The following is a 13,319-nucleotide window of genomic DNA, read 5'->3' as shown; positions in this document are numbered from 1 at the left end:
CAGCAAAAGCGGGAGCCGCTTTTCGGAATTCTCTCCTCCCCTCACCTGACGTTATTTCAAATAATGAATATGAGGCCGCGCACTGTGTGGAGATATTTCGACACGGGCATCAACGGAAAAAACTTGCTTGAGAAGATGCTGATTTATAACGTCTTCCGGTGAGCCGAAAGCCACGATCTTGCCTGCCTGCATGATCATCAGCTCATCACAGAACATAGCCGCATGATTGAGATCATGTAGTGCAATGATGCTGGTAATCGGCAGTTCTGAGACAAGCCGCAGCAAGGCCATTTGATGTTGAATATCAAGATGGTTGGTCGGTTCATCAAGGATCAGCTCTTTGGGTGTCTGTGCAAGCGCCCTTGCAATATGCGCGCGCTGCTTTTCACCACCCGACAGGCTTTGCCAGCTTTCGTTACGTTTGGCTTTCATGCCGGTGCGCTCAATCGCATACTCAACGGCCGCATCATCGCTACTCGCCCAGCCCGAAAACATGGACCTGTGAGGAAAGCGCCCAAGCTTGATAACGTCTAGGACCTTCAAATTGGCATTGGTGGTCGCATGCTGTTGGACAAAAGCAACGCGTTGAGCAACAGCACGGCGCGCTATTGTTGTAATATTCGTATTATCCAGCAAAACGCTGCCCGAATTTGGTCGCTTCAATCCAGCGATCAGCCGCAGAAGCGATGTTTTTCCAGAACCGTTTGGTCCGAGAAGACCGAGCATTTTGCCGGATTTCGCTTCAAAGGAAACATCATCCAGAATGGTCTTCTTACCAATTTTCCAGGTTAGGTTTTCTACCTTAATCGTCATGACGCGCGCTGAAACCGATAAAGAATGATGGAAAAGACCGGCACACCGACGAGTGCCGTCACAACGCCAATGGGCAAAACCTGCTGCGGTATGAGGGCACGCGAAGCAATATCAGCCAGAATCATGAAAATCGCGCCTATCACCGCACAGGCTGGCAGCAACCGTATATGCAGCGGCCCGACGATAAAACGTGCTGCATGCGGGACAACCAGTCCGACAAATCCGATTGAACCCACCATACTGACGATTGTGGCAGTCATCATTGCCGTCAGTGCAAAAAGAACAATGCGCGCGCGACCGACATTGACCCCAAGTGAGGACGCGGCTTCATCACCAAAGGCAAATGCATCGAGAACATGGGCATAGAGCAGACAGGCCAACAGACCAAGCGTGATAATGATCGACACCAGCACAAATTCAGGCCAGCGCACACCACCAAAGCTACCGAGCAGCCAGAACATCACATCGCGCGCCTGCTGCGCATTTCCCGAGGTCGTGACAATATAAGAGGTTATGGCGTTGAAAAGCTGCGACGCGGCGACACCCGCAAGAATGGTTCTATCCGCACCACCCCTTGTGCCGTTGGACAAAAGGGCGACAAAGAAAAATGCTGCGAAGGCGCCAACAAAAGCACCCGCTGAGAGCGAGACCGCGCCCGCGCCAACACCTAAAATCACCACAACCACGGCACCGGTGGAGGCGCCAGCCGAAATACCAAGCACATAAGGCTCGGCCAGTGGATTGCGCAAAAGTGATTGCATGATCGCACCCGAGAGGGCGAGGCCCGCACCGCAGAAAGCTGCAACCAAAGCGCGGCTGAGACGATAGTCCCAGATCACCGTCTCATGAATGCGGCTAAGCTCGATGTTCGTCCATCCCAGACGATTGGTTATAGCCGCCAATGTGGTTGACAACGGGATTGGAAGATCTCCAATCCCGACGCTGATACCGACAACTGTTCCAATACAGGCAAGGGACGCCAACAGCAAAAGGCCGAAAGCCCCCCAGTGCCTCAGAGAATGGCTTGCGACATTCACTTTAGAATACCAAGTTCTTTCAACTGGCTTGCAACCTGTTCAGCACCATAAATCGTGCGAATGGTCGGGTTCATCGCCTGGCCGTCCATGACAACAATGGCTTTGTTCTTCACTGCGGGCATTTGGCTGACAGCCGGATCGGTGTTGAGGAACTTAATCTTTGCTTCCGGCTTGTCGAGTTCCCACCGGTTGCGGTCAAGATTGGCAACAACGATAACATCCGGGTTGGCTGCAATGATGCTTTCCCAGCCAAGTGTTGGCCATTCAGCTTCTGCTTTGATGGCGTTTTCGCCACCCAGAACATCCGCGATAAAGGTCGAAGCACCATTTCCACCGCCCAGATAGGCATCAGCAGACGGTGACTGGCTGGAGAACCAGAACACATAGGAAAGCTTTTTATCGCCAGCGGGTACGCTCGCACGCAATGCCGCTTCACGCGCCTTGAAATCAGCAATCAGCGCCTGACCACGATCGGCCACATCGAAAATCTGAGAAAGCTCGTCAATTTCCTTATAAAGCAGATCCATGTTCCAGAGCTCGTCGCGGCTGCCATATTGGTCTTTGACCCGCGTTGTGCTCAGGCAGGTGCTGGGTGACAGATAGGCTGGAATATCAAGCTTATCAAAATCTTCGCGCTTGGCGACCTTGCTGCTCGGCCCGATCAAGGTCGGCAATGCAGCGGCCACGAAATCCGGATTTTCTGCAAGAATCGATTCGAAGGTTGGAAACTCGACGGTCAGAAGCTTGACCTTGGCATTTGCTTCCTCAAGCTGCGGAAGAACTTTACTCGGCCAAAATGCTGTTCCGGCCATCTTATCTTCAAGGCCCAGAAGCAGCATGATTTCAGCACTGTTCTGTCCAAGACCAATTGCACGTTCCGGCGCTTTTTTGATGGTGATCTTTGCGCCGCAATTATCAATGGTCAGCGGATATTGTGTCGTTGCAGCACCAGCCGGGCTGATTTGCAGCGCCAAAATGGCAACTAGGCCAGAAGCGGAAAAGAAGGACTTCAATGAGAGCACGGAGAGAAACCTCTGGGTTGATCGATGGAGGCGATTAGAAAGGCCTGTTATATAATTCTCCCTATAATCCCTATGCCTGCATAAAAACAAGATAGATAAAGTCATATTTTAAATAAGTCAGCCGTTGGCGAAACTTGCAAATTGAAAAGGGGAATATTTATCCCAGTCCACTTGGTGGTGACCGCCATTCTCGCTAGATGGAAGCCCATGCTGATCTGATTATGATGTGGCTCAGCGAGCATCGGGACGCCACCTTGTTCGAGTTGCGTGACGCTCTGGCTGCACAAGGTATTGTTATCAGCAAGTCAGCGTTACACCGTTTCCTCATCCGGCACGACCAGACGCGCAAAAAAAAGATTGGTCACGCGGTAGAGCAAAGCCGTCCGAATCTTTTGGAAATGCGTCAGTCTTGGTTCGACAAGCAACGTGATCTCGATCCTGCACGACTGGTCTTTATCAACGAAACATGGACTACAACCAATCTGGCACCTACGCACAGACGCTGTCTCAAGGGCGAGCGGCTGCAAAAGGACTTCCCGCACGGCCATCGTAAAACAACGATGCTTGTTGCCGGACTACGAAACACAGGAATGGTCGCGCCTCTCGTCATTGATGGACTTATCAATGGTGAATGGTTCGAGGCTTATGTGGGTCAGGTTTTCGCTCCGACATTGAAGCCAAGCGATATCGTCATCCTCGATAATCTTTCCAGTCACAAACGGCCCGCGGCACGTGAGATAATCGAAGCGGCGGGCGCGAGGCTGATGTTTCTGCCGGCATATAGCCCGGACTTCAACCCTATAGAAAACGTTTTCTTCAGGTTAAAAGTCCCTTTGCGAAAGGTCACTGAGCGAACCGTCAGCGGCCTATGGGACAGGATTGGAAAAATCGTCGAACTCATTGATCAACAAGAAGCTCAAAACTACTTTGCTTCCTGCGGATACGATCCATCATGAAAGGAAAACGCTTTAATGGCTGCAATGCAAGGTGTGAGTGCAGGTATTGGCGTTGCACAAAACTTGCGCCGACATCATTCCCCCTGGCTATTGCGTGACGCGGTTATGTTATTGTTCGTCGCAAATTTCATCAACATTGGGGTGGTCCTTGCAGCGATGGGGGCCGCTGTCCGACTGTTTGCCGATGCCCCCGAGACCCTCTACTATCAATGGAGTACTGGCTACGCCACTGATGATAATTCTGCTGGCAATGGCTACCAACCGACGCATTATGGGACGACTGACAGCGCCCTTATGGATGGTTAGTCTGGGATGGCTGGCGGTTGTGGTTAGGTCATAGGCGAAAATCGGATTTCTGCTGCTATGATCCGGCTTTCCATTTCTGTCTTGAAGACGGCCGGTTTTCATTGAACAGGCACAAATTGCCACAGCCGTGGGGCAGCCGCGAATAGGTGTTCATTCCGGCGTCGCCTGCCCCACCATGAAAAACTGCCAGTTCCAGAGTTAGCCGATACCAGTCCAGTTACGATATAGGATATATGCGGCGACGATGAAGATTACCGCGGCGAACAGGTCTGCAGCTGCGTGAACGCTCGTGTCTCCCACCAAGGCCGCCGCAACGCGGGTCCGTAAATCGAAAGAAAGAAGTGGGGCTATCATTGCTGGCCTCCTTGCCAGCAATGATCATGAATCACAAAACGATTCGGCTTATCCCGGACAGCCTCAAAGATAAGCGTCTGAACTGATTTCTCTTGTTCACTCAATAAAAACTTTCACGCTTACAGCGCGTCCGCCTGCATCAACAACAGTCAGCGTAGAATAGCCGGTGCCATCCGGCAGCCAGGTGGCCGTGCGGCGGCGATTGGGTTCGGCAATGGGTTTGCCATTGGCAAGCCAGCGAAACGGTGCGCGTCCGCCCTGTAATTTCAGCACCAGCGGCGAGGCATTATCGGTCAGGGCTTTGAGTTCGACATGCGCACCATCTGGTGGAAATACGATACGCGGTGCTGGCTCAATCGTGGGTTTGACAACCGGCAGAGCATCGCTTGCAGACGAAAAACGTATCTGCGTCACCGGGAGATCGGCTCGTGCTGTCCGAAACGCGCCAGCAGGCGCACGCGGCAGAGGCACGGATGTCACGCCTGAGCGCACAAAGGCTTCAAACAGGATGGGCGCTGCCGAAACATAACCGGCAAGGCCCGGCACCGAGCCGCCATCGGCACGCCCGACCCAGACACCCAGCACATAACGCCCGTCATAACCGACCGACCATGCATCGCGATAGCCATAGGACGTGCCGGTCTTGTAAGCGAGGCCGAGGCGTTTCGCGCCTTGCGGCGGCACCACGCCAGCCAGGATATCGCCAATCTGCCATGTCGCCTGTTCGGTGAGAAGAGGAGCCGATGGCTGCACCGGTTCTGAACCTTCGGTGCCGTCATGAAGGGCTGCCCCTCGCCCGCCATTGGCAAGGCCAGTATAAAGCTGCACCAGATCGCGCAGACTGATGCCCGCGCCACCAAGGCCGATAGCTAGTCCCGGCGCTTCACCTTTCGGCAATTGCAGATTAACCGCCGCCTGTCGAATACGCGTGGTGAGCCGTGCAGGGCCGACGGCATCAAGCAGGCTGATGGTCGGCACATTCAGCGACATTTGCAGCGCCTGACGGATGCTGACATCGCCCTGATAGCTCATATCGAAATTGCGCGGACGATAGCCTGCAAAATCCTGAGGGCGGTCCTCGATGATGGTTTCCTGCGCAATCAGTCCCTGCTCGAAAGCCAGCCCATAGATGAAAGGCTTGAGCGTTGAACCGGGCGAGCGCACAGCGCGGGTCATATCGATCCAGCCCTGCCGCTTGCCATCGAAATAATCGGCGGATCCGACTTCGCCTAAGATATTGCCGTTGCGACTGTCGGCCAGCACCATGGCGACCGATACTTTTGGCCCAAGCTTTGCGGCAGCTTCGCGCGCCACAACTTCAAGCCCAACCTGCACCGACTTTTTAAGCGTCAGCTGATGCCGGGCCTCAGTCGGTGCCCGCTTCAATGCGAGATCGGCAAAATGAGCGGCCAATGAAGGCAAGGGATGACGCGTCGCGGATATGCGCTCACGCGATGCGCGCTCGGCTTCCTCATTGGTGAATACTTCAGACGCAACCATGCGATCCAACACACGATCGCGCGCAGCAACAGCATTTTTGAGCTCGCGATCCGGGCGGCGGCGTTCCGGCAATTGCGGCAAAGCCACAAGGAGCGCTGCTTCCGATGTGGTAAGGCGCAGCGGCTCCTTGCCGAAATAGGCGAGTGAAGCCGAGCGCACGCCTTCCAGATTTCCGCCATAGGGTGCGAGTGTCAGATAACGTTCGAGAATTTCAGACTTGCTCAGCCGCCGCTCAATCTGGACTGCACGCGCAAGCTGCCGGAATTTTGAGCCAAAACTCCGGCTTTCGCGCGGCTCGATAAGGCGTGCAAGCTGCATGGAAAGTGTGGAACCGCCGGAAACAATACGGCCACTCCCTGCAAGCTGATAGGCGGCACGCAATAGCGCTGTGAAATCAATGCCGCCATGCTCGTAAAAACGCTTGTCCTCATAGGCGATCAGCATTTTCACGAATTTCGGATCGACATCCTCAATCCGTGTATTCAGCCGCCAATAGCCGTCCGGCGTTGCATAGGCACGCAGCAAAGCGCCGTCGCGATCCATGACTTCAGTGGAAATGGTCAGCCGTTCCGGCAAAGGCGGCGGATAAGCGCGGTCGAGCCAGTCAAGCCCGATAACGAGTCCGACAGCGGCGATGCCAAGAAATGCGGCACCGCCAATCGCTATTTTCCAGCCTGATTTCATTGACCAGAAGTCACCTCCATCATGCTTGTCGCCGTGCGCGCTGCAAATTGCGGACGATACATGTCCTCAACCGTTGCTGCCGGATGGGTATAAAGACCCGGCGTCACAGCACGCACCACATAAGCCAGCGTAATCGGCTTCTTCTCGCCTGCCGAACGGTCGAAAGCGGCCACAAAACGATCATTGCGGAACTCAAGATGCGCTGCCTGTGTGCTGTCGAGCCATGGAAAATTGCCAAGGTCAGCACTGGAAACAAGCCCCGGATTGTCGATCTCGAAACCAGCGGGCAGCAGATCGGTCACAAGCAGACGCGACTGCCATTCCTGCAAATCGTCGATTTTCAGAACAACCACATAGCGCTCATTCTGATTGACCCCGGTGACATTGGCCGGTTCACCATCAAGCGTATAATAGGTGCGCTCGATGTTGAAACCTTCGCCACCCGCAGGCAGCGATTGTGCAGGCGGCGCAACGGCTGTCACAACAGCATCAACTGAACCCTGACCTTTGTTGGTGACGACCAGCGGCTGCGCTTCAAGGCTTGCACCATTGAGACGCTCGGAGAACGCGCCCTGATGCGCTGTGCCATTGATGTCGAGGCTGATTGCGCCATTGTCATCCTGAAGCCCGCGGGCTGCGAGCAGCATCCATGCCTGATCCTGCGTGCTTAAGTGACGCGCCTTTTCGCGCTGGAACTCGACCAGCGTAATGAGAGCGGGAAGCACTTTCGGCGCAGGCTTGGTTTCCGCAGCCAGAGCCAGCATTGCTGCACCATCACGCAGCGGCGAACCATAATCGGAGCGATTATAGTCATAGCTGGACTGGCTGGTTGCGAGCTGGAGCGACGCATTGAACACGCGTTCCGAACGCGGCTGATCACCATAAAGCGCTAATGCTGCACCAAGCTGGGCAACGGCCATCGGGCTTGCAAAGTTTTCAAGCTGGGTATCGGCAAAGTAACGCAGATCGCCAACTGAAGCCTTCTTGTTGCGTGCCAGAACATAAAGCGCATAGGCAATGTCGTTGCCGCGTTCCTTGACGTCGGTGGTATAGCCGAGCGCATTTTGCAGGTTAGAAAGCGCTGACAGCATCGCCTGCTGCGGCACGCCATAGCCCTTTTCGCGGGCACGCGTCAGGAAGTCGGTCACATAGGCGTCCATCCAGAGATCACCCGATCCCGGCGACCACAGGCCGAACGAACCACTCGAAGACTGGTTGTTGAGCACGCGGAAGATAGAATCCTGTACGCGCTTTTTAAGCTCTTCCTGATCAGCAAGACCTGCTGCCGCTTCCGTACCTGCTGCCATTTCGCTTAAATAGAGCAAAGGCAGTGCGCGGCTGGTGGTCTGCTCTGTGCAGCCATAAGGATAACGGTCGAGCGCCATCAGCAAAGCGGGCACATCAAAGGCCGCACTGCGCGTCACGCCAACGCTGACGAAAGCACCATCAAGCAGGCTTTCAGACAGAAGACCGCCATCTACCCGCACACTTCCGCCATTGGCCGTGAGATTGACGACATGACGGGTCGTGACCGGCAGATCAACCGGACGCACCGGCAATGCAAGCGCCTGTTCGACATTGAGACCAGCATCGTTGGAAAGCCGGATCGTCACACCACCCGCACCCGTGGCCACAGCATTGAGTGGAACGTTGATCGACTGCCGTTTGCCACCTTTAAGCGCGATGCTTTCAGGATAAGAGCCAACCTCGACACCGAGATTATCGGTGGTCTCAAGGCTCACACGATAATCGCCGTCCGGTGCATCCGTATTGGCAATATCGAAGCGGATATTGGCCTGATCGCCGGGGGCCATGAAGCGTGGCAGGCCAGCCGTGATGACTACTGGATCACGGATGATGACATCGGCGACCGCGTGGCCGACAGCTTTTTTGGTCCATGCCACCGCCATGACACGCGCGGTCCCGTTGAACTGCGGTATGTCGAAATCGATGATCGCCTTGCCGTCGCTGTCGAGTTCAACAGGACCAGAGAACAGCGCAACCAGCTTTTCGGTGGGCGGGCTGCCTTCCGCTGCCATATTGCCACCGTCGCCACCTGTGCGCAGCTTGCCGGTGACGCCGAGCGAACCGTCGATCAGGCGACCATACATGTCGCGCATTTCAAGGCCCAGCTGACGCTGACCGAAGAACCAGTTTTCAGGGTTCGGCGGCTGATAGCGTGTGAGATTGAGAATGCCGACATCGACCGCCGCGACCATAACATAGGCCTGTTCGCCACCCGCATTTTCAACCGAAACCGGGATGGAAAGTGTCGAGCGCGGCGCGATCTTTTCAGGCGGGGTGAGCGAAACGGCTAGCTGCTTGTCGGCAGGATCGACCTTGAGCCATTTCAGGCCAATCGCACGCGCAGGCATACGGCTTTCAATCGCCTCACCCGGACGGAACAGCGTGGCCGTGACATAGACACCCGCACCCCAATCCTCACCCACCGGAATATCGATGGTCGTGCCACCTTCCGGCACGCTGGCCGTGATGGTCTTGAGCAGCTTTTCTGCACCAATGGTGATGAGCAACTCACCGGCAAAACGCGGGGACACTTTCAGTTCTGCCGTGTCACCTGCCGCATAATGTTCCTTGTCGAGCGCGATTTCGAGCCCGTCCGGCGTTTCGGTCGAGGTTGAGCTGACAAACCAGCCTGCATCAAACTCATAGCTTGTGGCCGGACCTGAAGCATCGGCAGTTTCGATTTCCAGACGGTAACGGCCCCAATCGACCGGCAGACTGATTTCAGCCTCGCTATCGGTTGTAAGGTCAATCTTGCCGTTGGCAATCGCCTTGGTGAAAGTCACTGGTTCGTAGTTCCAGCTGTTGCCACTGCGATACCACTGATAATTACGCTCGATCTTGACCAGCGACCATTGTGCGCCATCAAGCGCCTTGCGATCACCCTTGCTGTCAGAGGCGATCAGGCTGAACTTCGCGGTTCCGCCCTGTGGGACTTCATCGCCGGAGAACTCAGGACGAATGCCGATGAGATCGGTTTCCGGCTGAATGGCAAGATCGATCTTGCGCTCAACCGCACGGCCACCCGTTTCGCGCATACGAACGGTCACGGCTGCATTGACGAGACGCGTCGTTGACGGCATTTCTTCAACTGCAACCGGGAAAGTCGCCTTGCCATTGTCATCGACTTTCGACAGACCATCCAGAGGAAGGCGCGTGGCTTCGCCCTGATCTTCATCAGCGAGGCCGAAATAATAGCCCTTGAAGCGGTCCCACTGACGCTTGGTCGAAAGCGTGACTTCTCCTTCAAGCGCAAGACCGGCGGCAGGCGCACCATAGAGGAAACGACCGTCCACGGTGATATTGGCGGTTTCACCCACGGCGATTTCCGGCTTGTCGGACGTCAGATCGAACTCGATCCGGTCCGGCACGAAATCTTCAACCAGGAACATTTGCGTGGCAATCGCTGGCTGCTTGGGATCGGTGTAGATCCCCACCGTCCAAGTGCCGCGCATGGCGTTCGACGGCAAGGTCAGGTCGATGGCATGACCACCCGCCAGTTTGCTATCGGAAACAAGACGGCGATCTTCCACGCCATCGGGGCGCGTGAAAATAAAGGTGAGTGGCAGATCATCAATCGCGGTTGCGGTGTCGTCACGCGCAAGCGCACCCACATGCACAACTTCGCCAGCACGATAGATACCGCGCTCTGTCCATGCATAAAGATCAAGCGCTTTCGGCACGGCACGGCCTGTCACACCACGATCGGAAAGATCGAAACCGGCGCGCGCCATGTCGAGGAATGTGAAATCCTCATCATCACTACTGGCCATCAGCACCGCTGGCACCATGCCGTCCGTGCCGCGTGTCAGTCCCGGTGTAAACGTCGCCCGGCCATCGCTGTCGGTGGTCGCTTCGCCCAGCACTTCGTTGTTGCGTGCAAGCAGCGTCAGCTTCACGCCTTTAAGCGGTTCTGCGCTTTCAAGCGACCGGGCAAATACATTGATGCCGTCCTGTCCGGTATAGGTCGAAAGGCCGATGTCGGAAACGACAAACCATTGCGTGGCCTTGGTGCCATATTCATCATCGGACTTCTGCACCAGCGGCTCGGCGGTCAGCACATAGACGCCGGGCTTGCGCGCTGGCAACGCTTCATCAACCGGGAAACTGGTTGTCGCCTCTTTGTTCAGTTCATTGCCAGCAACCTCGATTTCGCCTTCCCAGACAGGTGCACCCATCTGATCGGAAACCGTGCTGATGTCGTAGCTGTCGAGTTGACGCAGGAACTGATAGCCGGAAAGGAGCTGTGCGAGCGAACGGTCACCAACCCGGTAAAGCTTCACTTTGGCAGCATCCAGATTGACGCTGACCAGCGGAATGCCGCGACGGGCTTTCGCAGGCAGCACAAAACTATCGCCGGTAAAGCGCACGGATGGCGCGCGATCCTGCACATAGATCGAAAGCGTAACCGGTGCTGGAAGCACTTCGCCAACAGACGATGGCAGACCCTGACGGAACGTCACATTATAATTGCGGCCATGTTCCAGACCTTCGACGCAAATCTGGCGGTCCTTGGTGTCAACAGCTTTTGGCGCACCATTATCGAGCGTAACGAAGCTCGAATAATCGACACCGCTTTTTACCAGATCTTCTGAGAACTGCGCGCAGATGCGCGGCGCGGCATTATCATTATCGACCGTGTTATTGACGATGCGGAAGCCTTTGCGGGCTTTGAGATCTTCATAGGCGGCGCGAACCGATGCGGAATTGACGAGATCAAGGCTTGCTTCATAGGCCTGCAAAGCCGGGCGCGACGCATCGCGCTTTTCCAGCGCCTGCGCCATGGCAGCAAGTGCTTGCGCACGGTCGTCGGTGGTGCGGGATGTCTGGTAGGCGAACCATGCGGCAGAGGTCGCATCGCGCTGAAACTTGGAACGTTCCTGATAATTCGATGGTTCGATAGCAAGGACGGAAAGTGCGTATCCGGCCCATAATTGGCTGTCGTCCGGCGCCATGCTTGCAGCTAAGCGGAATTTTTCCATCGCCGTTCGCGGATCGCCATTCATGCTGGCAGTGCTCGCCTCATTGCGCAATGTGCGCAGGCTGTCTGAACTTTCAAGGCTTGCCATTTCACGCTTTAGACGCCGGGCTTCATCAACCAGATTGGCGGCAAAGAACGAGATTGCTGGCGGCGCACCAATATCTTCAACGGCGACCGCGGCAGGCGTTTCCGTCACGACCTTGCCCGCGATGGAACCGACAGACTCGTTGAGCTTATTAAAATCAGCTTTCAGAAAGCACCATTTGACCTTTGGATTATAGGTGAAGGCCAGACAGGTATTATCGCCAAGACAGATGCTTTTGCATTGCGCGAGCGAGACATTCTTTTCGGTTCGCATATCAAAGCCGAAATAATCGGCATCCTGCGTCGTTTCAATGCGCCGGGTTTCGGTGGCATTGGCACTCAATGATGTCGCAAAGCAAAACGCAGTCGTAAAGGCCAGTAACAGCCGATTGAACCGAACAGACATGAATGTCTCTCTTCTATGGTTGTCGCTCATCCCACGCGGCAGTCTTCAAACGAAGATCCGCATGCTCTCCAGATGAAACCTTAGCAATTTCTCAAAGGCCGGGTAACTGAATTTATGCCCGAACATATCAATAAGTTCTCACAAAGGACGCTATCGAATAGCGTCCAAGAATTTCGTTCCATGTTTCCGCTTTATTAGAATGATATTCTAACCTGGTTTTCAGGAATGGAATTCTGTTCGTCGTAAAGAGAGGGTGGCTTCCTTAAATTCGCACCAGCTTAAACCAAGGAATTCCCCCATGCGCCTCAGCGTCAAAAACATTACCAAAGCTCTCATTGCAGGCTCGCTCATGGCGCTTGCGACCTCCGTCTCCGCCCATGCGGACGCAACGCTGGATCGTATCAAAGCCAAAGGCAAACTAACCGTTGGCGTCATCCTTTCGGGCGCGCCCTTTGGCTATATTGATCCCAAGACGCAGGAACAAAAGGGCCTCAACATCGATATTGCCAAAGAACTCGCAAAGGGGCTGGGCGTAGAGCTTGCAACGCAGACTGTCACGCCGCCCAACCGGGTGCAATTTCTGCAGCAGGGCAAGGTCGATATTCTGATCGCCAACATGCAATATACAGAAGAGCGCGCCAAAACACTGGGTTATGTAAAGACGCCTTATGATCGCATGGGTGGTGCCGCCATTGGTCGTAAAGACAGTGGTATCAAAGACTGGAAAGACCTCAAGGGTAAGGTCGCCTGCGTTTCGCAAGGCTCCAATTATGCACAGCCGCTGGCCGAGGAATATGGTGCCAATGTTAAAGCACTGCCAAGCCAGCCGGAATCACTTCTGGCACTCAAGGGCGGCAATTGCGATGTTTCGGTGCACGTAAGCGGCACACTCGGCCTGTTGCTTCAGGATCGCGCCGATGAATGGAAGGATTACGGTCTTCTTACCCCAACCGACCTCATTCCATCGGATTCTGTCATCTGGCTCAAGAAGGATGAAAACGATACCGAAGCAGCTCTCGACAAGATCGTCCGCGATCTGCATGCGTCGGGAAAAATGATTGAGATCGCCAAGGCTAACCGACTGCCAAACCTCAGCTATCTGGAAGAAGAGCACAACAAGCTCAAGTCTCAGTGAGTTTCGACTTTATCAGG

General features: G+C 55.0%; 7 protein-coding genes and 1 pseudogene. 3 read left to right on the top strand and 5 right to left on the bottom strand.

What is annotated here, in order from left to right; genetic code table 11:
* Nucleotides 1-51: 51 nt before the first annotated feature.
* Genes VBH83_RS05830 through VBH83_RS05820 form a run of 3 tightly spaced genes read right to left on the bottom strand, consistent with a single transcriptional unit; the run spans nt 52 to nt 2,872 of the window.
* On the bottom strand, nt 52-813 hold the full coding sequence (locus tag VBH83_RS05830) for an ABC transporter ATP-binding protein (RefSeq protein WP_265984996.1): 762 nt from the start codon (nt 811-813) through the stop codon (nt 52-54).
* Nucleotides 810-1,850 (bottom strand): FecCD family ABC transporter permease, encoded by a 1,041-nt coding sequence (locus tag VBH83_RS05825; RefSeq protein ID WP_396996730.1) that lies wholly within the window; start codon nt 1,848-1,850, stop codon nt 810-812. Before VBH83_RS05825 ends, VBH83_RS05830 begins: the two co-directional genes overlap by 4 nt.
* Nucleotides 1,847-2,872: an ABC transporter substrate-binding protein gene (locus VBH83_RS05820; RefSeq protein WP_265984994.1), complete on the bottom strand. Its 1,026-nt coding sequence runs from the start codon at nt 2,870-2,872 to the stop codon at nt 1,847-1,849. Before VBH83_RS05820 ends, VBH83_RS05825 begins: the two co-directional genes overlap by 4 nt.
* 116 nt (nt 2,873-2,988) lie before the next feature.
* On the opposite strand from VBH83_RS05820, the pseudogene VBH83_RS05815 reads away from it, so the two are divergent.
* Nucleotides 2,989-3,828, top strand: a pseudogene (locus VBH83_RS05815) (IS630 family transposase); the annotation flags it as partial.
* A 15-nt stretch (nt 3,829-3,843) separates the two neighbouring features.
* Nucleotides 3,844-4,134 (top strand): hypothetical protein, encoded by a 291-nt coding sequence (locus VBH83_RS05810; RefSeq protein WP_265984992.1) that lies wholly within the window; start codon nt 3,844-3,846, stop codon nt 4,132-4,134.
* A gap of 450 nt (nt 4,135-4,584) precedes the next feature.
* On the opposite strand, the gene pbpC is transcribed toward VBH83_RS05810, so the two are convergent.
* Both pbpC and VBH83_RS05800 read right to left on the bottom strand, forming a co-directional pair.
* Nucleotides 4,585-6,672, bottom strand: a complete 2,088-nt coding sequence (gene pbpC / locus VBH83_RS05805) for a penicillin-binding protein 1C (protein ID WP_265984990.1) — start codon at nt 6,670-6,672, stop codon at nt 4,585-4,587.
* A complete protein-coding gene (locus tag VBH83_RS05800) occupies nt 6,669-12,167 on the bottom strand; it encodes an alpha-2-macroglobulin family protein (RefSeq protein ID WP_396996727.1) in 5,499 nt (1,832 codons plus the stop codon). The genes pbpC and VBH83_RS05800 overlap by 4 nt, the downstream gene beginning before the upstream one ends.
* A gap of 349 nt (nt 12,168-12,516) precedes the next feature.
* On the opposite strand from VBH83_RS05800, the gene VBH83_RS05795 reads away from it, so the two are divergent.
* Nucleotides 12,517-13,302: a transporter substrate-binding domain-containing protein gene (locus VBH83_RS05795; protein ID WP_396996850.1), complete on the top strand. Its 786-nt coding sequence runs from the start codon at nt 12,517-12,519 to the stop codon at nt 13,300-13,302.
* The last annotated feature ends 17 nt before the right edge of the window (nt 13,303-13,319 follow it).

Origin of the sequence: Ochrobactrum sp. S1502_03 (genome assembly GCF_044435015.1) — a bacterium.
GTDB classification, from domain to species: domain Bacteria; phylum Pseudomonadota; class Alphaproteobacteria; order Rhizobiales; family Rhizobiaceae; genus Brucella; species Brucella chromiisoli.
This window is presented reverse-complemented; position numbering and strand designations above follow the sequence as displayed.